We start from the raw sequence: 24,847 nt of genomic DNA on the forward strand, positions 1-24,847 counted from the left end.
GATTTCATCGAACTCAGGTTGTGCATAAAGTCCATGGCTAATTTTTTGAATAATGATGATTTATTCTGTAGATCAACTGTGCAATTGCTTCAAATCGGCGACTCCCTGCACTTAAAAACAAGCTTTTGAAAATACTTAAGATATTAGGACTGGCTCAGATCGTTTAAATTTCATTATCTGAAAATGTCGATTACATCACATTGTGATTTTTAACTTGCAGTATGTAATCTGACTGATTCCATGCAGGATTTAAAAGTGCTACAAGATATGTAAAGAAAAAACCCGGATTCAAATCGAAGATCCGGGTTTTTAGTAGATGGCTTTTAAATAAATCAGGTCGCGAGTACTGCATTCAGAACCTGCTGTTCCAGTTCAGCGAACTTTAGGCACTTTTGACGCGGACGAGGCAGATCGACCTGGAATTCTTTGGCAATGTGGCCTTTATCCAGCAGGATGATACGGTCAGCTAGTTGTACCGCTTCGCTGACGTCATGCGTCACCAGAATCGCGGTAAAGCCCTGTTCAGTCCATAGCTTCTCGATCAGGTTCTGCATGTCCAGACGGGTCAAGGCATCTAGTGCACCGAGTGGTTCATCCAACAGCAGAATACGTGGTTTGTGCGACAGGGCACGTGCCAGTGCAGTACGTTGACGCTGACCACCAGACAGTTGCGATGGCCATAGGCCGGCTTTTTCCTTCAGCCCTACTTTTTCCAGCATGCTGGAAGCATTGGCATGTTCTTCTTTAGGCAGACCGAGTTGTACGTTCTGCTCGATGCTACGCCATGGCAACAGACGGGGATCCTGGAACATCACCCGGATATCATCCGGAGTAATGCCTTCACGGATATGGCGCGCCGACTTGAACTTGATTTCGCCGTAGCTCTGTTGTTCCAGATCGGCAATCAGACGCAACAGGGTACTTTTACCACAGCCACTGCGACCCACAATCGCAATAAATTCACCTGGTTTAATATGCAGGTCCAGATCTTCCAGGACTTTGACTGAGCCATAGAACTTGTGTAGCTGCTCAATAATAATTTCAGCACCGATGACTGCATTAGGATTGATATCTGCTGCAGTGTGGTCCTGTGGCACAGTCTGTCCATTGGCAAGACGCCCTAAACTTAAATCAGTCATCACATGCTCCTCGATTTTTTAAATTATTTTTGATAGCCAGCATGCCAGCGCAACAGGAAACGCTCCAGTGCTACCGCCAGGACATCAGCCAGTTTGCCAAGTAGGGCATACAGTAAGATTCCGACCAGCACCACGTCAGTTTGCAGGAACTCACGTGCGTTCATGGTCATATAGCCAATACCGGACTGTGCAGAAATGGTCTCTGCTACGATCAGTAGCACCCAGACCAGACCTAGTGAGAAACGCAGGCCGACCAGAATCGACGGCATCGCACCTGGCAGGATGATTTCTTTGTACAGCTGCCAGCGGGTCAGACCATAGCTCTTACCCATTTCAATCAGCTGTGGATCCACTGAACGGATACCGTGATAGGTGTTGATATAAATCGGGAAGAACACACCAATTGCGACCAGGAACAGTTTCGCGGATTCATCAATCCCGAACCATAAAATCACTAGGGGAATTAATGCCAGTGCCGGGATGTTACGGATCATCTGCAAGGTGGTATCCAGCAGGGTAGAGGCAGTCTTGGATGACCCATTCAGCAGGCCTAACAGCAGGCCCAAACCACCACCGACCAGCAGACCACTTAAGGCACGACCAGCGCTGATCTTGACATGCGTCCACAGTTCACCACTGATCAGCAGGTTCCAGAACGCGACTACCACTGCACTTGGTGCCGGTAGAATACGGCTTTCCAGCAGACCGGTACTTGACGCAATCTGCCAGAGAATGATTAATCCAATTGGAACCAACCAGGGCAGCAAGCGCTGCCCGAGTTGTGTTCCACGTGAAACCGGCTTGTCTTTGACGGTTTCAACTGAAACGACTTTCGACATTAAGCTGGCTCCTGAGCACCCTCAGCCTTCTTGTTTTCATCTGGTGTATAGTTGTTTGCCACAATCTCACCAAATGGACCAGTCAGGTTAGGCTGAGTCAGTTTCTTTTGAGTTTCTAGCGGTAATAGTGGGAATACCAGTTCCGCGAAACGGATCGATTCTTCCAGATGTGGGTAACCAGAGAAGATGAAGGTATCAATACCAAGATCTGCATATTCCTGAATCCGTGCTGCAACAGTTTCCGGATCGCCGACCAGTGCAGTACCTGCACCGCCACGTACCAGTCCTACACCTGCCCACAGGTTAGGAGAGACTTCCAGTTTAGTCCGGTCACCATTGTGCAGTTCAGCCATACGGCGCTGGCCCACTGAGTCCATAGACTTGAATTTCGCCTGAGCTGCAGCGATGGTTGCATCATCTACGTACTGGATCAGCTCTTCAGCTGCTTTCCAGGCTTCTTCATTGGTTTCACGAACGATGACGTGCAGGCGGATACCATAGTTCAGCTTGCGGCCTTTGGCAGCGGCTTTGGCACGCACATTTTCAATTTTTTCTTTGACTGCTGCAGGTGGCTCACCCCAAGTCAGGTAAGTATCGACCTGGTCTGTTGCCAGTTCAATCGCAGCATCTGAAGAACCACCGAACCAGAGTGGTGGATGCGGGTGTTGTACAGGTGGGTACAGCAGTTTGGCATCATCGACGCTGAGACGTTCACCGTGGAAAGTATAGCTTTCACCAGTATGCGAACGTTTCAGGATTTCACACCAGATGGTAGTGTATTCAGTCGCAGTCTTGTAGCGAGTTTCGTGATCTTCGTACACGCCGTCGCCTTTTAATTCTTTTTCATCACCACCTGTTACCAGGTTCAACAAGACACGGCCACCAGACAGACGGTCAAAAGTCGCTGCCATACGTGCTGCCAGTGCAGGGGTTGTCACACCAGGACGCAGTGCCACCAAAAATTTCAGGCGTTTAGTGGCATCAATTAGGCTTGCTGCAGTCAGCCATGGATCTTCACATGAACGGCCAGTCGGAATCAGTACACCTTCATAGCCGAGGTTATCCACGGCAACCGCGATCTGCTTTATATAAGCATGATCGACCACGCGCGCACCTTTGCTAGTACCTAGGTAGCGGCTGTCACCGTGTGTCGGGATAAACCAGAAAATTTTCATGTTATGTTCCTCAATTTAAAAGATTTAGCTCGGTCATCAATGGGAGTTTGCTGTCCATACAATGGGCTGGACATGAATTTTGTTCGGGATCAGCCCTAGTTGCTGGAACTGATCGGCAATATTCTGTTGGGACTGAATCACTTCAGTGGTTAAAGGCTGTACTGGAGAAGGCTTCAGGCGGCGATCAAATGCATATTTCGCGACATCAGCAGGCAGGCCGGTGCTCTTTTGATAAGTGTGTAAAGCCTGGGTCTGATTTTTTACAATCCACTGGTCTGCCTGATTCAAGGCTTTCAACACACCTTCGGTAGCTTGAGGATGTGCAGTAACAAATTTGGGATTGGCGATATAGAAGGCATAGGTCTTGTCAAAATCACCAGTTTTGGTCACCACACGGGCCTGACCATGCAGTTCTGCCGCCGCCAGGAACGGATCCCAAACCGCCCAGGCATCGACCGATTTCTTGTCAAACGCAGCGCGGGCATCCGCAGGTGGTAACCAGATCGGCTGAATGTCCGTCCAGCTCAGGCCCGCTTTGGCCAGAATCTTGGACAGGAATTCATGAGCATTGGAACCCTTTTGCAGGGCGATCCGTTTACCTTTTAGATCTTCAATGTTTTGGATGTTGCTTTGCTCAGGCACCACCAGTGCTAGTGATTTATCTGCACTGACTTCATAACCGACATAATTCAGGTCTTTACCTGCAGCCTGGGCAAAAATCGGCGGGGTATTGCCGACATAGCCATAATCCACGGCACCAACTGCCAGTGCTTCCAGCATCTGCGGACCAGCCGGGAATTCTTTCCATTCAATTTTGGCATTCGGGAATTCCTGTTCCAGGAACTTTTCATCACGAGCAACCAGCAGGTTCAGGGCAGATTTCTGAAAACCAATGGCAATGGTCTTCACCTCTTGTGCAGGTGCAGCTTCAACGGCTGCAGACTGCTGTGCCTGTTCCTGCTTTTGGCAAGCGTTTAAGCCCAGGCTCAAGCTTGCCAATGCCAGATAACTTACTGTTTTCAGGTTACTCATGATGAACCCCTATATACTTTTTATTTTTTAATAATGGCTGCTTCAATATTCAGCTTTTGTGGAATCAGTTGCTGGCCGTAGAAGGCATCAGCCACTTGTTGTTGTTTTTGCACCACTTCTGAAGAAAGCGGTTTTACCCCAAAGCCCATACGTGAAATCGAGGTTTTCAGTACGTCTAGAGACAGGCCTGTCGGTTTTTCCAGTAGTTTTGCCGCTTCGTCCTGATTTTTTTCTACCCATTCTGTGGTCAGGTTCAGCTCATTCACCACCGCTTCAATGATTTGTGGATGCGCTTCAGCAAACTTACGATCTGCCAGGTAGAACTGGTGGTTGCTGACCACGTTCTCGCCAGTAGCAATCACACGAGCACCAATCTGGTGTTCAGCTGCGGCGAAGAACGGATCCCAGATCACCCAGGCATCCACGGCGCCACGTTCGAATGCGGCACGCGCATCAGACGGTGGCAGATACACCACTTCGATGTCTTTTAAGGTCAGGTTGTTGGCTTCCAGCACTTTCAGTAATAAGTAATGCACGTTTGAACCTTTGTTCAGGGCAACACGTTTACCTTTCAGGTCTTGGACAGACTGGATGTTGGAATCTTTTTGTACGATCAGCGCTTCAGCTTTCGGTGCTTCTGGCTGATTCGCCACATAAACCAGATTTGAATTCGCTGCCTGAGCAAAGATTGGTGGTGCTTCACCCGCTTCACCAAAAGACACGCTGCCGACATTCAGACCTTCAAGTAACTGTGGGCCTGCCGGGAATTCCACCCATTTCACATTCACGCCTTGTTCTTTTAATGTAGTTTCCAGGGTGCCGCGTTCTTTTAATAATGGCAGCATGCCGTATTTCTGGAAGCCAATATTTAAGGTTACGCTTTCTTCTTTTTTAGAACAGCCAGAAAGCATCATAACGCCAGCAATTGCAGCGCTCAGGACTGCAGTTTTTGCGATGAATTTAAGCGAAGACTGACGCATGAATAAAAACTCCCGACAAAAATGAAAAATAAGTCAATGAATAAGTCAGGCATACGCTAAAGGTTTTTTCTTTTCAGAAAAAATAACTATTCAGGAATTTCTAATGAGAAAAAAAGATAAATAAAAAAGCGCAAAACTTATGCGGAAAAGTGATTTAGTAAGTAAATAAATTATTTATTTTTAAATTATTAAATAATTGAAATATATAAATTATTTTATTAATGAAATAAAAATATAAGGTTATGAATAGGATAGGAATTATTTTTAAGATCAATATCCGGATATTTTAAATATTCTTAGCAGAAAATAAGATATATGGACCAATAAAAAGTCACATTACAGTGACTTCTTACAGACCAGAGAATTACGCTGGTAGTTATATAAGGCCTGTCGGGCATCGGGCAGGTCATCGACTGAGACCTGTTCAAAGCCATGTTCCAGGAACCAGTGGGCAGTGCGGGTGGTGAGAATAAAGAGTTGCTGTATGCCCATGCTGCGCGCTTTATCTTCCAGATAATTCAGGATCTGGCTGCCACGATTGGACTTGCGGTAACTTGGATGGACTGCCACACAGGCGATCTCGGCAGAACGGGGTTCATTGCCGGTGGTTGGAATCGGGTACAGCGCCGCACAGGCCAGGATCATGCCATCGCGTTCAATTACGGCAAACTGTTCAATTTCATTTTCTAGGCGTTCACGGGATCGATAAACCAGAATGCCTTCTTCTTCCAGCGGACGCAGCAGGCTGATCAGGCCCCCGACATCCTGAATCGTTGCAGTACGTACGTCTTCATAATGCGCATCGGTAATCAGGGTGCCGGAACCGTCACGGGTAAACAGTTCTTCCAGTAGTGCACCATCATGGGTATAGGAAATCAGATGCACACGATTGACGCCATTTAGCGAGGCTTCCTGGGCTGCACGTAACTGCAGGGTCAGTTCTGAAGGAATTTCCTGGGCATCCTGAGCAATATAGTGATCCAGCTGGCTTGGACGGACTTCACGCTGTAATTGTCCATCCTTATTCATTAAGCCATGCTGTTTGCCGAGGAAAATCAGTTTGTCCGCTTTGAGGCGGATTGCCGTTTTGGTCGCGACTTCTTCCGCCAGCAGGTTAAATACTTCACCGGTAGTGGAATAACCGGTTGGCCCCAGAATCACAATGTTATGGCTGTCCAGATGACGCTGAATCGCATCGGTATCTACTGTGCGTACTTCGCCAGTGAGCTGGAAATCAATCCCATCACGGATGCCATAAGGTTTGGCCGTTACAAAGTTGCCGGAGACCACATCAATACGTGCGCCATACATCGGTGAGTTGGCCAGTCCCATAGAAAGCAGCGCTTCAATCTGCAGGCGAATCGAACCGACCGCATTCATGACACAGCTTAGAGATTCACGTGTGGTAATGCGGCGTTGACGATGGAAAGGCGTAGTGATCTGGCAAGCCGCCAGATTCTGGTTAATCTGCGGGCGTGCACCGTGCACCAGAATCAGATGAATCCCGAGTGAATGCAGCAGAGCAATGTCATGAATGATGTGCTGGAAGTTGTCATGCAGAACCGCTTCGCCATCAAACATGATCACAAAGGTCTTGTTACGATGCGCGTTGATATAGGGTGCAGAATGGCGAAACCAGTGCACATATTGCAATGTTGTGCTTTGTGACGGTTCTGCTGGATTCATGCGCTGTCCTATACCAAAAAGATGTATGTGTTGAATTTGATTCTAAAAAAAGCCGGCAGGGAAGTACAGCAATAAAAAAACACCTGAAGCAAGCTTCAGGTGTAATGGAGAAAAGGTTCGGGATTGGGAATTTAGTTGATGATACGCACGATCTTGTCGTTACGGTCATTCACCAGAACGTAGTCACCGTTGATTTTGTACCACTGCTGGTTTTTACCGGCTTTAGGCAGGCGACGTTCTTCATAATTGCTTACTTCAAAGCGGCGGTTGTCGTACTGATTTGGCAGTTTCTGGCCGACACGCCAGTCACGGCTTGGATTCACGCCACGTTTGTTGTCCCAGCGACGGTCATCCCATTTTTTCGCATCTTTATGATCCCAGTGTGGAGCAGGTTTATGCGGCGCATAACGTGGATCATGTTGTGGTGCCGCCATTGCAGAAGTTGCAACCAAAGCACTCAGGGATAAAGCGATTGTTGTTAAAACTTTTTTCATGGCTCTCACCTATGTTTCATCATTTGCGTTTCGATGAGACTAAATTAGCGAAGGAGTGGAGAGAAACCGTGAGCCCAGTTTAGGCGAATTGTTAAATTAATGAAGGAAAAAAGGAGAAAAAGCACGGGATTAAAGGCTAAATCTCAAAGTCGGCTTAAAAATGCTTCAACCCAAAATAAAAAGACCCAAATCATTTGGGTCTTTGAAATCTGCCGAACATTCAAAGGATCAGTGGCCAACAATCCGCAGAATGCTGTTGTTGTCAGTATCGACCAGAATGTAGTCATTATTGACTTTATACCACTGCTGTTTGCGATCCGGTTTCGGCAGTTTGTGGTCTTTATACTGGACTTTATAGCCATTACCCCGGTAGTGCTGAGGCATCACATAACCTGGTTGCCATTTCATCTGTTGCAGGCGTTTAACCCCACGCTCTTCACGCATACGGTGGCGATCTTCGGTTTTGTGCTCATCAGCCTGACGGTGTTTTTTTGCCTGGCCCGGATTGTTGAAACGTGGATGATCGTGACGTTCATCATCAAAATGCGGCGCAGCAGTGGCAACATTCGTCAACATCAATGTGCTGAAAGACATTGTCAAAGCGAGCAAAAGCTTTTTCATGGTGAACCCTCAATCAAATGTTCATTTTCTACAGGTCTAATTTACGCAAAAATTGCAGAGAAACTGTGAAGATCAGGCATCTATTCTTTAAAGAATGCAGAGAGATTATGATTATGCCGGATGTTCTGTGTGATTTTTAACGTTTTTTAGACTTAAGCATCTGAGAACCTAGGCAATATATCCTGACGGCTGTGGTCACGCAGGTCAAGTCAAAGGTCATCAATGAGGATGAAAAAGCTGCTGCTGTCAGGAAGAAGTTGTAAAAGAAATTTGCAGGCTTCTGTCTAATTCCATTGTTCTGCCAAACCTTGTAAAGACTGAATTGCTTCAGCAACACATTCAGCTTCAATCGCATCATCTAAAGCCTGAATCAGGGTTTCAGGTAACTGAAGATTTTCGATGCGACGAATGGTTTCGATTTTACGTTTTTGATCAGCCATGCACTTCACTCCTGTTACTGTAAATAGTTATTTATTGAGATTTAGCATAGCGGCAAATGGATAATTTGAAAAACCGAATATTTTTATGTAAACGATATGTAAAACCGATTTATTATTCTTTTTACAGATATTTTCAGTTAATAAAAGCACGACTAGCGTGCTCTTTTCTTTTAATTACTGAACTTAGTAGGCATAGTTCAGGTCAGTAAAATCAGTCAGCGATTTCTGGATATGGGCATTAATAAAGGCACGCACGTCATCCGCAGTCATCGGCTTGCCCTGGTTGGTAATTACATGCTCGATTTCCGGCTGATCCTGTACCTTGATACGGTAAACAAAGTGTTTGGCCAGACGGTAGCCATCATCCAGCTTTTCAACGCCGGTCACATAGTAGTAGGCATGTTCAAAGTTCAGGTCGGTATGGGAAAAGATAAACTGCTCCAGCAGTTTCAGCTTGCCGCCATTTTCCAGCGCCTTGATATCGTCAATAATACTGGCCTCAAATTTCACGCCGTATTTTTCTGAAATAGGCTTCTGGTCGATCAGCAGGGACACCATGCCATCGTCCAAAGTCGTCACGGTGATATTGTTCAGCTCAGTCATGTGGTTCTCGAATCAAAATCTAAAATCTGTCAGGTGCTAGTATGGGTGAATTTTAGCGAAACTCAATGCGACATGGGTGGAATCCGCCAATATTTAGGCAAGATCGTTGCTGTATGAAGCTATAAAGCAGTTCCATAAAAAAGGGAGCCTAAGCTCCCTAAATTCAGATTATTCATGAAATGGATCATTAATCCTGCGCATCAATGCTTTCACCATTCATATGCAGGCTGTCATCTCCCATCAGGTACAGATAGGCTGGCATGATCGAATCGGGTGTAGGCAAGGTTAATGGATCTTCATCCGGATAGGCCTTGGCACGCATCGCGGTCCGGGTTGCCCCTGGGTTAATGCAGTTATAGCGAATATTCGGATAGATATTTTCCTTGGCAAACAGCTGGCTGACCGCTTCAATCGCGATTTTAGAAATGGAATAGGCACCCCAGCGTTCACGCACACCACGACCGACACCTGAGCTGGTAAACACCACCGAAGCATGCTCCGATTTTTGCAGCAGTGGCATGAGAGCTTGGGTCAGGACAAATGGGGCACGCAGATTCACGGCCATCACATCATCCCAGACGCTTGGCGGATAATGCGCCAGTTCGGTACGCTCGCCGAGAATACCGGCATTGTGCAGAATGCCATCCAGACGGCCAAACTGCTTGGTCAGAGTTTCGACCAGAAACTCGTAGTCACGTTCTGAAGCACTGGACAGCTGCAGCGGCAGGATTGCCGGCTGCGGTGCACCCAGACCTTCAATTTCGTCGTAGATGACTTCAAGCTTGTTCAGGGTACGCCCATGCAGGACCACAGTGGCACCATGCAACGCATAGCTAATTGCTGCTGCACGTCCGATCCCATCGCCCGCACCTGTGATCAGGATAATGCGATCCTTTAACAGGTCAGTACGAGGCTGATATTCTGAATACTTCATGAACGACCTCCTTCATCTTGCTTATTGTTATAAAGTCTATAAATTTTAATTCGGCAGTGTTGCCTTAGCCGAGCACCGGCTTCAGCACCAGCGCCTGAATACATTGATGTAATTCTTCTACACTATGCACGATGCAATCTGCACGCCAAGCTGCCAGATCATCACGATATTCCAATGGCAGATAGCCATAGGCTGCCAGAATAGTGTACATCTCGGCTGCACGTCCGGCTTCAATATCACGCGGATGATCCCCGACATAGATACAATCTTGTGGTGCAATCTCGATCTGTTTGGCTGCCAGATACATTGGCTCCGGATGTGGCTTAGTATGACCCACATCTTCCGGGCAAACCAGTACCGAACAGCGCTCGGTCAGGTTTAGTGCCACGAGGAGTGATTCACTCAGCCAGCGTGGCTTGTTGGTGACAATGCCCCAGGGAATGCTGCGTGCTTCCAGTGCTTCTAATAGCGGATACATGCCTTCAAACAGGTCGGTATCTACAGCGATATCAGCACCATATAGGTCCAGAAAACGCTGACGATGCGCCAACAGAATCGGATCGGTCACTTCCAGCTCAGGATAGACCAGCTTGACCATGGCACGTGCACCTTCTGACACCTGGGTACGGATCAGTTCGGCAGGGACAATCTCACGGCTTTCTTCACGGCACATGTCCTGAATAATACGGACAAAGTCCGCGGCAGTATCAATCAGGGTTCCATCGAGGTCGAACAGGACTGCTTTCATTCAGCAGCTCCATTCACATTTTCTTTCAGGTTCTCTTCTTTGACAGTGTAGACCATGTAATTTACGTCGACATTTGGTGCCAGCCAGTAGCGCTTGGTCAGCGGATTATAGTGCAGACCAGTCATGTCTTTAAGTTTCAGGCCGGCATTACGAATGTCATGTGCCAGTTCAGATGGTTTAATGAATTTACTGTAGTCATGCGTACCTTTGGCTAGCATACGCAAGATATATTCTGCGCCAATAATGGCAAATAGATACGACTTCGGATTACGGTTAATGGTCGAGAAGAATACATGGCCGCCTGGTTTCACCAGCTTATGACAGGCTTGAATAATGGATGCTGGATCCGGGACGTGCTCTAGCATTTCCATACAGGTCACCACGTCATATTGACCGGCTTGTTCTTCTGCCAGTTGTTCTACTGGAATCTGACGGTATTGAATGTTGTTAACACCTTCCTGTTCAGCATGTAGACGCGCTACATTCAGTGGAGCTTCACCCATATCAATGCCGAGTACATCGGCGCCACGGCGCGCCATGCTTTCTGCCAGAATGCCGCCACCACAGCCGACATCCAGGACTTTCTTGCCACTGAGGCCACCCACATGCTCATCAATCCAGTTCAGACGTAGCGGATTGATCATATGCAGCGGACGGAACTCAGAATGCTGATCCCACCAGATGGCTGCGAAAGCTTCAAATTTGGCAATTTCCTGTGGATCAACATTCAATTGCGACATGGGTGTCACCTCAATCAAGTCATTATATTTTAAAAAAGTTCAATATAGATTAGTGTAGCGCTTCCTGTGAAAAAAGCGATAAAAGCCTTAAAAAAAGTTCACAGAATAAAAACGAAAGCTGCGTATTTGCTTTATAGTATCTGCATAAGCTAATCATAAAGATTTTGAGGACTATAAGTTCAATGAAAAAATTCCTTTTTAGCGGCGTTGCTGCTGCTCTTTTTGCAATTTCTGGCAGCAGCATGGCTGCCCAATTCACTGCTGGTAAGGATTACACGGTTGTTCCAAATCCAGTGAAAGTTGAAGTTCCGGGGAAAATCGAAGTACGTGAATTCTTTTGGTATGGTTGCCCGCACTGCTTCCGTCTAGAGCCACACATGCAGACCTGGCTAAAACAGATTCCGAAAGATGTGCGCTTTGTCCGTACCCCTGCTGCGATGAATCCGCTTTGGGAGCAGGGTGCCCGTGCTTACTATGCGTCTGAACTGTTAGGCGTACGCCAAAAAGCCCACTTGCAGTTATTCCATGACATCCATGTGCGTGGTCAGCAGAAGCTGTTAGAACAACCGGGTTTTGCCAAGTTCTATACTCGCTATGGCGTGCCTGAGGCGAAATTTAACAGCACTTATAAATCATTTGCGGTGAGTTCGAAGATTGCTCAGGCGAAACGTCTGGCACAAACCTATCAGCTGACTGGTGTTCCAGCTGTGGTGGTAAATGGTAAATACATCGTTCAGGGTGAAGATGCCAAAGTCACCCAGGTGATTTCTTATCTGGTAGAAAAAGAACGTAAGGCAAAATAAGCCTGCACTTTAGCCACAAAAACCTGTACATTGCTGCAGGTTTTTTTATGCATGAATGCCCTGAAATAGCAGCTGCATTTGAATTACAGTCTGAGCCTTAAATTCTTGACGACGTAGTGCTTTTACCTCAGCTTCGGCCAGACCTTGAATACTCATCCAGCCCATGGCCCAGTTCAGGGATAAATCCACCAGCATCTGGATCAGTAGCTTTAAGTGTTGAGGCTGCTCGATGCCCTGAGCCGCATAAAGATTTTCCAGTTCATCGACCAGATCAGACACCCAATATTGCAGTTCCCGCTCAATACTGCTGCGCAGAAAGTCAGATCCACCCCAACGTTCGGTCGCAAAAAAGAGCCAGGGTTCAGGATGCTCTTCAACCGCCTGAAAGAACAGGCTAATAGAAGTTTCACTATCGGAATGTACCTGATGCAGATAAGCGTCAACCAGCTGATTCAGGACACTTTTCAACTTAAGCGCGACCTGGTCGAGCAGTTCTGTCCCCAGCTGCTGCATGTCCTTAAAATGTCGATAGAATGCCGTCGGAACCAGCCCAACTTCACGGGAAAGCTCACGCAGGCTGATATTGCTAAATGCCCGGCCACGGCTGCTTAACACCAGTGCGGCATCAATAATCGCCTGATGACTTTGCTGCTTGCGTTCTTCCCGTAAAGACATAGCCATATTCCCTCAATATTTCTACGAGTTTAGCAAAATAATACAGGGTCGAGCAGAGCCGTTCAGCAGTTTCCGAAAGTTGGAAAAGTCAGGAGCAATGATTGAATTTGTAAAACATCTGCCATGCCGGGCAACAGGGCATAGGCTTCTGTTATACTGTGCGGCAATTATTTTTCAGTCAAAGCAGGATTTGTTATGCGTATCGACCAGCGAGCATTAGATCAATTACGTGAAGTAAAAATTACCCGTAACTACACACGTTATGCGGAAGGTTCAGTATTGGTTGAATTTGGTCATACTAAAGTGCTTTGTACTGCCAGCATTGATAACTCAGTACCACGCTTTCTGAAAGGTCAGGGCCAAGGTTGGGTAACCGCAGAATACGGCATGCTGCCACGTTCAACCCATACCCGTAGCGACCGTGAAGCAGCACGTGGCAAACAGAGCGGCCGTACCCAGGAGATCCAGCGTCTGATTGGCCGTAGCCTGCGTGCCATGGTAGACCTGAAAAAACTGGGTGAAAATACTATTACCATTGACTGTGATGTGATTCAGGCGGATGGTGGTACACGTACTGCTTCTATTACCGGTGCGGCAGTAGCATTGGTTGATGCGATGAACGTGTTACTAGAAAAGAAAAAAATCAAGCAAGATCCATTGAAAGGTCTAGTTGCGGCGATCTCTGTGGGTATCTTTAAAGATGAAGTGTTGCTGGATCTTTGCTATGAAGAAGATTCAAACTGCCAGACTGACCTGAACGTGGTGATGACCCAGGCCGGTGAATTTATTGAAATTCAGGGTACTGCTGAAGACAAACCATTTACCCGTGTGCAGTGCAACGCGATGCTGGAAATGGCAGAAAGAGGCATTCAAGAGCTGATCAAGAAACAGCAGGAAGCACTGGGCTGGTAATCGCTGTTATAAAAGCTGCTATAAAAAAAGAAAAACGCATCTCCGGATGCGTTTTTTTATGTTCGTTTTTAGGCTTCAACATTGCCTCACAAAAAATGAACAGGACCTGACTACTGTATCGCTGTGTTTCAGGAGATGATTTTCAATCTACAAAAATATAGAGGGTTCATCTATGAAAATCTGGTTGATGGCACTTTCAGTCTGTACCGTACTAGGCCTGAGCGCCTGTGATAATAATGCCCGTGATGCTGACCGTGACGGTGCTTCTGCGCCAGCAGGACAAAATACCAATCAGTAAGCCTGCTTAAGCGGTTTATTTAAATCTCCCAAAATTTTGTACCATGTCGTGCAAAATTTTTAAAATAAAAAGGGTGCAATATGCACCCTTTCTCTATATTCAATCTATCGTAGCTTAGGCATTAAAGCGCATGGATAGATCGACTGCTTTCACGTCTTTGGTTAACACGCCCATGGAAATATAGTCGACGCCCGTACTGGCGACTTCACGCAAGTTGGCAATGGTAATGTTACCAGATGCTTCCAGTTTGCAACGACCTGCCACGTATTTTACTGCGTCAATCATCTGCTGCTGGCTAAAATTATCCAGCATCACGATATCCGCTTTGGCTTCTAGCGCCTGATTCAACTCATCCCAGGTTTCTACTTCAACTTCCACCGGTTTGCCTGGTGCAATGCTATGTGCACGCTCAATCGCCTGCTGGATGCCACCGGCAGCCATGATATGGTTTTCTTTAATCAGGAAAGCATCAAATAAGCCCAGACGGTGGTTTTGACCGCCACCAATAGTGACCGCATATTTTTGCGCAATACGCAGACCTGGAATGGTTTTACGGGTATCTAACAGTTTGGTATTTAAACCTTCTAGTTCTTTGACATAGCTCGCGGTTTTGGTTGCGACTGCTGACAGGGTCTGAACAAAATTCAGTGCAGGACGTTCAACGGTTAGCAGACTACGTGCTGAGCCGGCCAGTTTGAGGAATGCTTCGTTGGCCTGAACACGGTCACCATCATTTTTCAGCCACATTACTTCCACTTTGGGATCATAGGCTTGAATCAGGGTATTCACCCATGGCTGGCCTGCAAGCACCATGTCTTCACGGCTGATGATGGTTGCAGTGGCCTGTTCATCTTCAGGCGTGAGTAGGGCAGTGATGTCGCCATCGCCAATATCTTCTGCCAGCGCCTGCTGGATATTGATCTGGATCGACTGTTCTAACAAAGCTTGAGGTATGCTCATGAGAATTTCCGTATGTTTTTAAGCCGTGAAAATTGCGCGTTATATTAGCACTGTTACATAAAAATGAGCGATTTTTCGTACAGTCATGCCGGCTGAATTGAGATTTGCATGGGAAAGTTTTAGCATTGAACTGGCTTTATTACACAGCATCAAATATTCGATCGGGATAGGAAAGTTTTTATGCAACAGGCACCTGCGTTTCATGTTAAGGATGGACAACTCATCGGTGCACGCCAGGTTCCCTCGCCAAACTTCAATCAGCGTCCGGACAATACCGAGATCCAGCTGATTGTGATTCACAACATCAGCCTGCCGCCGTCGCAGTTTGGTGGTGGCTATATCGAGCAGTTTTTCCAGAACAAGCTGGACTGGTCAGTGCATCCCTATTTTCAGACCATTCAGGGCATGGAAGTTTCAGCGCATCTGTTGATTCTGCGCACTGGGGAAGTAATCCAGTTTGTCAATTTTAATGACCGGGCCTGGCATGCCGGCCGCTCGAGCTATCTGGGCAAAAAGGAATGCAATGACTATTCCATCGGCATTGAGCTGGAAGGCAGTGACGACCAGCCTTTTGAGCAGGCGCAGTATGAGACGCTGGTGCAAGTCGTGGCCTGTCTGCAGGCACATTATCCAAAAACGCAGTACCATCTGGCTGGGCATTCCGATATTGCCCCGGGGCGTAAAACCGACCCAGGCCCGTATTTCAACTGGGCAGCATTCCGTGAACAATTACATCATTATAAAAAGGCATCAATACCTGAATAGGTATGTGATAAAGCAATGAACTTCTTTGGTAAGTTTCATTACAATAGGCAAAATTTAAACATTAGGTGAACAATATGGCGCTGTGGCGTTCGACCGTCATTGTCAGTGCGATGACCATGTTGTCACGGGTATTGGGTCTGGTCCGGGATGTGGTGCTGTTAAACGTCTTTGGTGCCGGTAAAGACTTCGATACCTTCGTGGTCGCATTCCGTATTCCCAACTTTTTCAGGCGCTTGTTTGCGGAAGGAGCTTTTTCTCAAGCCTTTATTCCGGTGCTGACTGAATACAAAACAACGAAGACCCATGCTGAGGTGCAGATCCTGATCAGCCGGGTCTTTGGCTGTCTGTCGACCTTTATGAGCTTGCTGACCTTTTTTGCCATGGTAGCAGCTCCGGCGATTATCTATATCTATGCGCCGGGCTTCCATGCCGATCCAGAGAAGTTTGCGCTGGCTTCAGACATGTTCCGTCTGACTATTCCATATCTGCTGTTTATGTCGCTGACGGCCTTCGCCAGTAGTATCCTAAACAGTTATGGTTCGTTTACCACACCAGCATTTGCCCCGGTATTGCTGAATATGGCGATGATCGCGGGTGCCTTGTGGCTGACGCCGTATATGGCGGAACCGATCATGGCGCTGGGCTGGGCGGTGCTGATTGCTGGTGCCTTGCAGCTGGCGATCCAGATTCCAGAACTGTGGCGCAGAAAATTGCTAATTCCACCCAAAGTGGACTTCAAGCATGAAGGCGTAGACCGCATCATGAAGCTGATGCTGCCTGCGCTGTTTGGGGTTTCAGTGACCCAGATTAACCTGTTGCTGAATACCATCTGGGCGTCTTTCATGCAGGATGGTTCAGTGTCCTGGTTATACAGTGCCGAACGTATGACTGAGTTGCCATTAGGTCTGATTGGTGTAGCAATTGGTACCGTGATTCTGCCGTCGCTGTCTGCACGCCATGCCGAACAGGACCAGGCCAAGTTCCGTAGCATGATCGACTGGGCCGCTAAGGTGATTGTACTGGTGGGTGTGCCGGCCAGTATCGCGCTATTTATGCTTTCCACCCCGATCATTCAAGCGCTGTTCCAGCGTGGCCAGTTTGACCTGGAAGATACGCATATGACTGCGCTGGCGCTGCAATGTATGAGTGCAGGGGTGATTTCCTTCATGCTGATCAAGGTATTTGCACCAGGTTTCTATGCGCAGCAGGATACCAAGACCCCGGTTCGTGTGGGTCTGATGGCTGTCGCTGCCAATGCCATCTTGAACGTGGTGTTTATTGGTTTCTTCAAGCTGATCGACTGGCATGCAGAACATATGGCGCTGGCTTTAGCCTCTTCAGGTTCAGCTTTAGTGAATGCGGGAATGCTGTATTTCTATCTGCACAAACGCAATATTTACCGCTTCGGTGCACACTGGAAAAAGATCGTGCTGCAATTCGGTTTTGCCAACCTGACCATGATTGCGGCTTTGGCTTATGCCCTGAACTGGTATAACGGCGATGTCTCACAGTGGCTACGTGTCGCTGAAGTACTGGGTCTGTGTATCGTTGGTATTCTGGCTTATCTGGTGGCTTTGTTTTTCGTTGGTTTCCGGCCTCGTCATCTTAAACCATAAGCATTGATAAAAATAAAGAAAAAATAAGAGCCGTTGGGCTCTTATTTTTTTACATCTTTTTTTAGTAGTATTGCTTAATTACTAAACCTTACCACGGGACAGAAAGCCGACAATTGCCAAGATGACGGCAATCACAAGCAGAATAATGGCGAAGTCTTTGGACAAACCGGCAACGCCGCCAAAACCGAGCAGACTGGCAATTAGCGCAATAACAGCGAATATAATAGCCCAACGAAACATCTTTGAATCTCCATGTGTTTTTATTTTCAAAATCAGTATAGGGACAATAAATCCTTCAAACTGTTCGTGTTTTGTTGAGGATGTATCAGCTCCTTAGCATTCGTGTGAGTATCGTTATCAGGCATTTACACACCGATGCCGGCAATCTGAGATGTTATAATCATGATCTTCTGAACCACCCCTGCTGCTGTCATGACTGATACCTTGCGCCCTGAATTCTGGAAACACCATGCCCTGACCAAGCTGAATCCTGCGGAATGGGAAGCCTTGTGTGATGGCTGTGGTTTATGTTGTCTGATCAAACTGGAAGATGAAGAAACAAGAGAAGTGGCCTATACCAAGGTGGCCTGTAAGCTGCTGGATTGCCAGACGGCTCGCTGTTCGGATTATCTGAACCGGTTACAATATGTCCCGGATTGTATCCAGCTGACGCCGGAAAAATTGGCGAAAATTCACTGGTTGCCTTCGAGCTGTGCTTATCGTCGGGTGGCAGAAGGCAAAGCCTTACCTTCCTGGCATTATTTGCTGACAGGTTCACGTGAAAGCGTGATCAAGGCACGTAAGTCGGCAGCGGGGCGTTGCCTGAGTGAAGTCGATGTTGATGAAGACGAGATCGACGAATATATCGTGCGCTGGGTACGTTAAGGCTTAAACAGATTTAGGCTGCACTTCGCAGTAATTGCTGCGCCGCCTCACCAGACATTGGTCGATAGAAATAGAAGCCTTGTCCAATCTGACAGTCACAGGTGATCAGCGTCGATAACTGCTCGTTATTTTCAATTCCTTCTACCAGTACATCCAGTTCAATACTGGAGCCGATCTGGGTAATGGCTTTGACAATCGCTAGTGCAGATGGGTCAGTATTCAGTCTCATGACAAAGTTACGGTCGATCTTGATGCAGTCCACCGGATATTCTTGCAGGCGGGTCAAGGACGAATGCCCGGTACCAAAGTCATCCAGTGAAATATTAATCCCGGCTTCTTTAAGCAGGGTCAGGGCACGGATGACATAATTAGCGCCGCGTTCAGACAGACTCTGCTCGGTAATTTCCAGTTCCACTTTATCGGCTGGAATATCAAAACGTGACAGGCGTTCTAACAGTTTCTCGGCATAATCATCACGTAAGAACTCCACCGGTGCTGCATTGATGGAAATCGGCAGGATTTCCAGACCTTGCTGCTGCCAGCGCGTCATATCCTCAAACACTTTCAGTTGCATAGTTTCACTGATGCGTGATGCCAGTTCATAGTCCTGGAAAGCTGAGAATATATGTGAAGGTAGCTGAATCTGGTGCTTCTGGTCTTGCCAACGCAGTAATGCTTCAAAACCAATCACGGCGCCGTCAGAGAGACGCACTTTCGGCTGATAGTACGGCACAATCTGGTCAGAATTGATAATCTTGCGTGCCAGAATCAGCTGGCGGGTCATTTTGTCCAGGGACTCAAACATTTCCTGACTAAACATGCGGATGCCACCGCGACCACTGCTTTTCAGGTCATTCAGTGCGATATCGGCACATTTCAGCAGGTTGGAACTGTTATTGGCATCCCGAGGGTAGATCGCGCCACCGACGCTGATGCCACCATTAATGCTTCTACCGGCATATTTGATCGGCTGTTCAATCTGCTGGCAGACCTGCTTGGCCACGTCGATGAGTCTTGATTCATCCTGAATATTCGGTACCAGTACGGCAAATTCATCGCCGCCAAGGCGTGACACAATCGCTTCAGGATCCAGATTTTTCTGGAAACGCTCACCCAGCACATGCAGCAGATGGTCTCCGGCAATATGACCGAGGGTGTCATTCACGTGCTTGAAATAATCCAGGTCGATCAGCAGCAGGCCAACCTGACCTTGTTGTTGCTGGGCTTTGTAAAGAGTACGTTTAAAGAATTTATAGAAGGTGCGTCGGTTATACAGTCCGGTCAGCTCATCGCGTTCCATGATGGCTTTCAGGCGGGTTTCAGCCTGACGCTGCTGGCTAATATTACGGGATACGCACAGAATCTGCTGCGGCACATTATGCTCATCCATCATTGGTGTCAGCAGGTTGTCCCAATACTCAGGTTCCTGATCATCTAGTTGGCTTTTACCGGAAAAACGGGCATTCAGGCCTTGTGACGCACGTTTCAGCGCGCGTTTACCCGAAGCACGGACTTCAGGTGGCAAAAGATCCAGCCAAGGCATGCCAAATTCATGTTCATTTTCCGACAATCCTAAGGCTTGTCGGCCGGAACGGTTGACGTGGCTCAGCTTGCCATCTGGGGTAATGATCTTGATACAGTCCAAACTGGCATCCAGCATATTTTTCTGGGCAGTGATCATCTGCGATAACTGCTGCTGGATTTCAAAATAATCGTGAATATCAGTCAGACTAATCGCCCAATACAGGGGGCTTTGCACGGCATGATGAAACTTCATGCTGAGTAGGCACATGCGATAGGAGTTGTCTGGTTTACGGATACGGCTCTGGATTTCGATATTCTGGCGCACATTCAGCGCGGCATGCCATTCCTGGGTAAAGTTATTTAAATCATCAGGATGGATAAACTGTTGCCATTTTTCACTGCCATGCTGATTCAGGTCGATGCCCAGATAGTCGGTCATGGCCTGATTGAAATAGGCCTCATTATTTTGAGTTTGTACCCAGACCGGATGGGGCAGTGCATCAGCAAATTGTTGAATCAAAGACAGCTCTTCAGGTGTAGAAGAGGACGTATTCGAATAGAAGGAGTCCGGCGATTCAAATCGTGTGAAAGCGTCCAGATTTTGCTTATCAAATTCCATGTATTCACCGATACAGACTTTTAATTTGACCCGACTCCAGATCAGTTATCTATTATTAGAATAAAAGAATAATATTTCAGCATGAGTGCTGTCATACAGAATATGATCAAATTTGTATGAAGTTGCAAGAATTAATTCCAAAGAAATGATAAAAAGCATAAGGATATTATTTTTTGATAACTGAATACCCTGCAACTGCATCTGTGGAATCCGGATCACGGATGCTAGAATGCAGACAGATTCAATGTGAGCCAATAATAAAATGTCAGACAGCCATATTCCTCTTCCTGAACGTTTGAGGCCACGTGACCTCAGGGAAATTATCGGACAGGATCACCTGTTGGGTGAAAATGCGCCATTGCGCCAGATGATTGATCAGGGACATTTGCCTTCGATTATTTTCTGGGGGCCGCCAGGCGTAGGTAAAACTACGATTGCCTTGTTATTGGCGCAGGCGGTAGACCGTCCTTTTGTTAGTCTGTCGGCATTGAATACCGGGGTCAAAGAGCTACGTGAAGTGATTGCCGAAGGGGGCGATCTGCTGACACCTGTCGTCTTTATTGATGAAATTCACCGCTTTAACAAATCCCAGCAGGATGCGCTGCTGAATGCGGTCGAGAAGGGCAAAATTACCCTGATCGGTGCGACCACAGAAAATCCGTCCTTTGAAGTCAACAGTGCCTTGTTGTCTCGCTGTCAGGTTTATACCCTGAATGCCCTGAGTAATGAGGCGATTCAGACCTTGCTCACTCAGGCCGTACAACGCGATGATTTCCTGAAAGAACGTTATATCCAGATTGAGGAATTTGATGCACTGATCCAGTTCGCCGCAGGGGATGCCCGTAAGGCACTCAATCTGCTGGATCTGGTCGCCAGCACCTTTGAACCGGATATGGAAAATATCATCACCAATGCCGTGGTGGTGAAAGTCGCGCAGCAGAATATTGCCCGTTATGACAAGTCGGGTGAGCAACACTATGATCTGGTTTCAGCATTTATTAAATCCATTCGTGGGAGTGATCCGGATGCAGCGCTGTACTGGATGGCACGTATGCTGAAAGGCGGTGAAGATCCGGTCTTTATTGCACGCCGTATGTTGATTGCTGCTTCAGAAGATATAGGCAATTCCAACCCGAATGCCTTGCTCTTAGCTGGAGAATGTTTCCGTGCGGTACAGGCGATTGGTATGCCGGAATGCCGGATTATTCTCGGTCAATGTGCTGTTTATCTGGCGACCAGTGCCAAGAGTAATAGTACCTATCTGGCGATTAACAAAGCACTGGAGCTGGCAGATAAAACTTCCCACTTGCCAGTGCCGCTGCATTTGCGCAATGCGCCAACCAAGCTGATGAAAGAACAGGGTTATGGGGTGGATTATCTGTATCCGCACAATTATCCGGAACACTTTGTTTTGCAAGACTATCTGCCACCGGAGCTGAAAGGCACCAAGCTGTATGAGTCCGCGCGTAACAAACGTGAAGTCGAAGCAGAACGCTTACAGCAGCGTCGCTGGCAGCAGGCACAACAGCAGCAATAATAGAATGAATGGTCAAAAATACCGGTTCAATTGGGCCGGTATTTTTTATGGAGGATTGGAAGGAAAAAATAATTCTCCTTTACCGAAAAGATCAAGAAGTCGGGTGTTAAAGTAGGTTGATCATTTTATTTTGACAGAATTCAAGTAACCCAAGCTAAGCATTTAATCATCTGAATTATTGGCAAAAAAAAGCCCAGTTCTGGGAGAACCGGGCCAAAAATAGGATGTTCTTGGGGGAGATACATCCTAGAGGGTAGAAAAGAATCTGGTTGGCAATCTACTGGTGGAGAGCTGAGTGTCAGTAGCTTGCCCGGTATGGAAGTTATTTTAAATATTTTACCGAACGTTGTAAAAACGGTGTTTTTCATTAAGAAAATTTATTTTTTCGATTATTGAACAAACAATAAAAAACCGAGCACTAAGCCCGGCTTTTTGAATTTATTTAAGAAATAGATTAGATGTCAGAAAGATCGATGCCGATACGTGCAGCAACTTCTTCATAAGCTTCAACCACACCACCTAGGCCTTGGCGGAAACGGTCTTTATCCAGTTTTTTCTTGGTGTCTTTATCCCATAGACGGCAACCATCTGGAGAGAATTCATCACCCAGTACGATACGGTCGTGGAACACACCAAATTCAAGTTTAAAGTCAACTAGAAGCATATTGCCCGCTTCGAATAATGCTTTAAGCACTTCGTTCACTTGGTAAGTCAGTTCTTTCATTTTTGCCAGCTGTTCAGCGGTCGCCCAACCCAAAGCAATTGCTTGAGATTCGTTCACCATTGGATCGCCCAGCGCATCATCTTTGAAGAACAATTCGAATGTAGGAGGAGTTAACTCTTTACCTTCTTCTACACCAAGACGACGGCATAAAGAACCTGCAGCATAGTTACGAACCACACATTCTACTGGAATCATTTTGAGTTTTTTCACCAGAACTTCAGTTGGTGACAGCAGTTTCTCAAAGTGAGTCTCGATGCCAGCAGCAGCCAGTTTCTCCATAATGAAGGCGTTAAAACGGTTATTCACCTTACCTTTACGATCCAGTTGTTCGATTTTTTCGCCATTGAATGCGGACGCATCGTCACGAAAAACTAAAATCAGGTGGTCTTCACTGTCTGTGGTATAGACAGATTTCGCTTTACCAGTATAGAGCAAGGTTTGTTTTAACATGAGGGAACCTTCTACAAAAAAAAATGCCTAGAAAATGTCTAGGCTGGCCAATTTTGGTAAATCTGATTTAACAGTTCTGCTGCCTGTTCACGGTCGGCAAAACTGTTATCTGGATTAAACACAGCCAGGGTGTTACTCGAACCTGCAGGAGAGAGTCTTAAAACATAGGTCTGCTGATCGACCTTGATCGTTACCTGGTAACGATCCTTGCTTTGACCAACGATGGAATGGTTAAGGCTGCTGAGCGTGGCAAGAGTGTATTGCCATATTGTAGCAGGATTTCCATCGATTTTGAGCAACGGATTTTGATTTCCGTCCATGACTAGCTGTGGTTTTCCGCTAATTTCTGTAACAGTTTCATCTGCTTGATTTGAACGAACAGCTTCTGTTGCTGGGCGTGGCAGGGCAAAACGCGTACCACGCTCGTTTTCCAGCTTCGGTGCATGCTCAATCGCAAGCGGATCCACTGTCGGAGCAGGATACAATGGCGTTGCAGGACGAACCATGGCACCTTCCGGATATTGCAAAGGATCTAGCGTGGTGGTGTTTTTGTAGTCCAAAGTCCCGTTTTTAAAGGTACTACAACCCGCTAAACTGATTGCTGAAAGGGCAAGGATAAGTCCTAAACGTAATTGCATAATCTTGTGCTCTTATTGAATAACGCCCGCAGCAGCAAGTGCTTCATGCAGCGGTGCGCGATATTGTTCTGCAAGTGGAGTCAGTGGCAAGCGAATACCAGTACCGATCAGACCCATGTCATGTAACGCCCATTTCACAGGAATCGGGTTGGATTCGCAAAATAAAATATTGTGTAAATTTGCAACCTGAGCATTCATCTGTTCTGCTAATGCTGCATTACCAGCAAGGGCAGCAGCACAAACTTCGCTCATGATTTTCGGTACAACGTTTGCAGTCACCGAAATGTTGCCTTTCGCGCCATGTGCCATCAATTGATATGCAGTTGCATCATCGCCTGAATACACGGTCATGTCTTTGCCTTGCAGGCCAGCAATCAGGGCTGCACCACGTTCTACATCCCCAGTCGCATCTTTGATTCCGACGATTTGTGGAATATCAGCCAGACGGATCACGGTTTCATTTGCCATATCTACGCCAGTACGGCCTGGTACGTTATATAGAATTTGTGGCAGATCAACCGCTTCAGCAATGGCTTTATAGTGCTGGTACAAGCCTTCCTGAGTTGGCTTGTTATAGTATGGGGTCACCAGCAGGGCAGCATCTGCGCCCAGGTCTTTGGCTTCCTGAGTCAGCTCGATCGCTTCACGAGTCGAGTTTGCACCCGTACCGGCAATAATCGGAATACGTTTGTTTGCAACACGGATGATTTCTTTGATCACCTGGGTGTGTTCGCTCATGCTGAGCGTTGATGCTTCACCAGTCGTACCGACAGCCACGATGCTGTTAGTACCTTCTGCAATATGCCACTCAACCAGCTTCTCGAGACCCTTCCAATCTACGCTGCCATCTTCAAACATGGGGGTGACGAGTGCGACAATGGAACCCTGAATGGTCTGTGCTTGCTGAGTCATTTTGAAAAACTATCCTATTTGTCCATCCGAAGAGAATGAGAAAACATAAAGCTGGATGGGTTTGTTTTGATTTGTAGCAAATTCAATATACTTGCGTT

At 47.0% G+C, this 24,847-nt stretch carries 27 protein-coding genes; 7 read left to right on the top strand and 20 right to left on the bottom strand.

Annotation, left to right across the window (positions count from 1 at the left end):
- Nucleotides 1–332: 332 nt before the first annotated feature.
- The 13 genes from GW12_RS08150 to ubiG all read right to left on the bottom strand — a co-directional run bounded on the left by GW12_RS08150 (nt 333) and on the right by ubiG (nt 11,431).
- The gene (locus GW12_RS08150; protein WP_034586065.1) at nt 333–1,139 is read right to left on the bottom strand and encodes an ABC transporter ATP-binding protein; all 807 of its coding nucleotides are present in this window, start codon (nt 1,137–1,139) and stop codon (nt 333–335) included.
- A gap of 23 nt (nt 1,140–1,162) precedes the next feature.
- Nucleotides 1,163–1,978, bottom strand: coding sequence for an aliphatic sulfonate ABC transporter permease SsuC (ssuC, locus tag GW12_RS08155; protein ID WP_034586068.1), 816 nt, complete (start codon nt 1,976–1,978; stop codon nt 1,163–1,165).
- Nucleotides 1,978–3,153, bottom strand: a complete 1,176-nt coding sequence (gene ssuD, locus GW12_RS08160; protein WP_034586071.1) for an FMNH2-dependent alkanesulfonate monooxygenase — start codon at nt 3,151–3,153, stop codon at nt 1,978–1,980. Before ssuD ends, ssuC begins: the two co-directional genes overlap by 1 nt.
- A 36-nt stretch (nt 3,154–3,189) precedes the next feature.
- Nucleotides 3,190–4,185 (bottom strand): aliphatic sulfonate ABC transporter substrate-binding protein, encoded by a 996-nt coding sequence (locus GW12_RS08165; RefSeq protein WP_034586074.1) that lies wholly within the window; start codon nt 4,183–4,185, stop codon nt 3,190–3,192.
- 20 nt (nt 4,186–4,205) lie between these two features.
- Nucleotides 4,206–5,165 (bottom strand): sulfonate ABC transporter substrate-binding protein, encoded by a 960-nt coding sequence (locus GW12_RS08170; RefSeq protein WP_034586077.1) that lies wholly within the window; start codon nt 5,163–5,165, stop codon nt 4,206–4,208.
- A gap of 336 nt (nt 5,166–5,501) precedes the next feature.
- Complete coding sequence (argA, locus tag GW12_RS08175) at nt 5,502–6,851, bottom strand: amino-acid N-acetyltransferase (protein WP_034586081.1); 1,350 nt, start codon at nt 6,849–6,851, stop codon at nt 5,502–5,504.
- Nucleotides 6,852–6,982: 131 nt separating this feature from the next.
- Nucleotides 6,983–7,345: an RcnB family protein gene (locus GW12_RS08180; RefSeq protein WP_034586084.1), complete on the bottom strand. Its 363-nt coding sequence runs from the start codon at nt 7,343–7,345 to the stop codon at nt 6,983–6,985.
- 228 nt (nt 7,346–7,573) lie between these two features.
- Entirely contained in the window at nt 7,574–7,966 is a 393-nt protein-coding gene (locus GW12_RS08185; RefSeq protein WP_034586087.1) for an RcnB family protein, read from the bottom strand.
- A gap of 284 nt (nt 7,967–8,250) precedes the next feature.
- Nucleotides 8,251–8,406, bottom strand: coding sequence for a hypothetical protein (locus GW12_RS15885; RefSeq protein ID WP_171077684.1), 156 nt, complete (start codon nt 8,404–8,406; stop codon nt 8,251–8,253).
- A gap of 183 nt (nt 8,407–8,589) precedes the next feature.
- Nucleotides 8,590–9,009, bottom strand: a complete 420-nt coding sequence (locus GW12_RS08190) for a hypothetical protein (protein ID WP_034586090.1) — start codon at nt 9,007–9,009, stop codon at nt 8,590–8,592.
- Between the two features lie 187 nt (nt 9,010–9,196).
- Nucleotides 9,197–9,943 (bottom strand): YciK family oxidoreductase, encoded by a 747-nt coding sequence (locus GW12_RS08195; protein WP_034586093.1) that lies wholly within the window; start codon nt 9,941–9,943, stop codon nt 9,197–9,199.
- 64 nt (nt 9,944–10,007) lie between these two features.
- Nucleotides 10,008–10,691 (bottom strand): HAD family hydrolase, encoded by a 684-nt coding sequence (locus tag GW12_RS08200; protein WP_034586096.1) that lies wholly within the window; start codon nt 10,689–10,691, stop codon nt 10,008–10,010.
- A complete protein-coding gene (gene ubiG / locus GW12_RS08205; protein WP_034586099.1) occupies nt 10,688–11,431 on the bottom strand; it encodes a bifunctional 2-polyprenyl-6-hydroxyphenol methylase/3-demethylubiquinol 3-O-methyltransferase UbiG in 744 nt (247 codons plus the stop codon). The genes GW12_RS08200 and ubiG overlap by 4 nt, the downstream gene beginning before the upstream one ends.
- 182 nt (nt 11,432–11,613) lie before the next feature.
- Between ubiG and GW12_RS08210 the strand changes: the two genes are divergently transcribed.
- On the top strand, nt 11,614–12,234 hold the full coding sequence (locus GW12_RS08210) for a thiol:disulfide interchange protein DsbA/DsbL (protein WP_034586103.1): 621 nt from the start codon (nt 11,614–11,616) through the stop codon (nt 12,232–12,234).
- A 45-nt stretch (nt 12,235–12,279) separates the two neighbouring features.
- Here GW12_RS08210 and GW12_RS08215 read toward each other — a convergent pair whose 3' ends face one another.
- Nucleotides 12,280–12,909 (bottom strand): TetR family transcriptional regulator, encoded by a 630-nt coding sequence (locus tag GW12_RS08215; RefSeq protein ID WP_034586169.1) that lies wholly within the window; start codon nt 12,907–12,909, stop codon nt 12,280–12,282.
- Between the two features lie 195 nt (nt 12,910–13,104).
- Here GW12_RS08215 and rph point away from each other — a divergent pair, with 195 nt between their 5' ends.
- A complete protein-coding gene (gene rph / locus GW12_RS08220; RefSeq protein ID WP_034586105.1) occupies nt 13,105–13,821 on the top strand; it encodes a ribonuclease PH in 717 nt (238 codons plus the stop codon).
- Between the two features lie 172 nt (nt 13,822–13,993).
- Nucleotides 13,994–14,119, top strand: a complete 126-nt coding sequence (locus GW12_RS16105; RefSeq protein WP_264673525.1) for a hypothetical protein — start codon at nt 13,994–13,996, stop codon at nt 14,117–14,119.
- Between the two features lie 114 nt (nt 14,120–14,233).
- On the opposite strand, the gene nadC is transcribed toward GW12_RS16105, so the two are convergent.
- Nucleotides 14,234–15,079 (bottom strand): carboxylating nicotinate-nucleotide diphosphorylase, encoded by an 846-nt coding sequence (nadC, locus tag GW12_RS08225; protein WP_034586107.1) that lies wholly within the window; start codon nt 15,077–15,079, stop codon nt 14,234–14,236.
- Between the two features lie 180 nt (nt 15,080–15,259).
- Here nadC and ampD point away from each other — a divergent pair, with 180 nt between their 5' ends.
- A complete protein-coding gene (ampD, locus tag GW12_RS08230) occupies nt 15,260–15,844 on the top strand; it encodes a 1,6-anhydro-N-acetylmuramyl-L-alanine amidase AmpD (RefSeq protein WP_034586110.1) in 585 nt (194 codons plus the stop codon).
- Between the two features lie 65 nt (nt 15,845–15,909).
- Nucleotides 15,910–17,460, top strand: a complete 1,551-nt coding sequence (gene murJ, locus GW12_RS08235; protein ID WP_171077685.1) for a murein biosynthesis integral membrane protein MurJ — start codon at nt 15,910–15,912, stop codon at nt 17,458–17,460.
- An 81-nt stretch (nt 17,461–17,541) separates the two neighbouring features.
- Here murJ and GW12_RS15440 read toward each other — a convergent pair whose 3' ends face one another.
- Complete coding sequence (locus GW12_RS15440; RefSeq protein ID WP_004647174.1) at nt 17,542–17,700, bottom strand: DUF1328 domain-containing protein; 159 nt, start codon at nt 17,698–17,700, stop codon at nt 17,542–17,544.
- Nucleotides 17,701–17,892: 192 nt separating this feature from the next.
- Here GW12_RS15440 and GW12_RS08245 point away from each other — a divergent pair, with 192 nt between their 5' ends.
- Nucleotides 17,893–18,345 (top strand): YcgN family cysteine cluster protein, encoded by a 453-nt coding sequence (locus GW12_RS08245; RefSeq protein ID WP_034586116.1) that lies wholly within the window; start codon nt 17,893–17,895, stop codon nt 18,343–18,345.
- Between the two features lie 13 nt (nt 18,346–18,358).
- Here the strand turns inward: GW12_RS08245 and GW12_RS08250 are convergent, their stop codons facing one another.
- Entirely contained in the window at nt 18,359–20,488 is a 2,130-nt protein-coding gene (locus GW12_RS08250; protein WP_034586120.1) for a bifunctional diguanylate cyclase/phosphodiesterase, read from the bottom strand.
- A gap of 262 nt (nt 20,489–20,750) precedes the next feature.
- Between GW12_RS08250 and GW12_RS08255 the strand changes: the two genes are divergently transcribed.
- Nucleotides 20,751–22,025, top strand: a complete 1,275-nt coding sequence (locus GW12_RS08255; RefSeq protein ID WP_034586122.1) for a replication-associated recombination protein A — start codon at nt 20,751–20,753, stop codon at nt 22,023–22,025.
- Nucleotides 22,026–22,479: 454 nt separating this feature from the next.
- Here GW12_RS08255 and purC read toward each other — a convergent pair whose 3' ends face one another.
- The 3 genes from purC to dapA are packed head-to-tail and all read right to left on the bottom strand — an operon-like array spanning nt 22,480 to nt 24,749.
- On the bottom strand, nt 22,480–23,199 hold the full coding sequence (gene purC, locus GW12_RS08260; protein WP_034586124.1) for a phosphoribosylaminoimidazolesuccinocarboxamide synthase: 720 nt from the start codon (nt 23,197–23,199) through the stop codon (nt 22,480–22,482).
- 38 nt (nt 23,200–23,237) lie between these two features.
- Nucleotides 23,238–23,837 carry a lipoprotein-34 precursor (NlpB) gene (locus tag GW12_RS08265; RefSeq protein ID WP_034586125.1) on the bottom strand — a complete coding sequence of 200 codons (600 nt, stop codon included), beginning with the start codon at nt 23,835–23,837 and terminating at the stop codon, nt 23,238–23,240.
- A gap of 12 nt (nt 23,838–23,849) precedes the next feature.
- Nucleotides 23,850–24,749: a 4-hydroxy-tetrahydrodipicolinate synthase gene (dapA, locus tag GW12_RS08270; RefSeq protein ID WP_034586127.1), complete on the bottom strand. Its 900-nt coding sequence runs from the start codon at nt 24,747–24,749 to the stop codon at nt 23,850–23,852.
- Nucleotides 24,750–24,847 lie beyond the last annotated feature (98 nt).

The sequence above is a fragment of the Acinetobacter sp. HR7 genome (assembly GCF_000773685.1).
Taxonomy (GTDB): Bacteria; Pseudomonadota; Gammaproteobacteria; order Pseudomonadales; family Moraxellaceae; genus Acinetobacter; species Acinetobacter thermotolerans.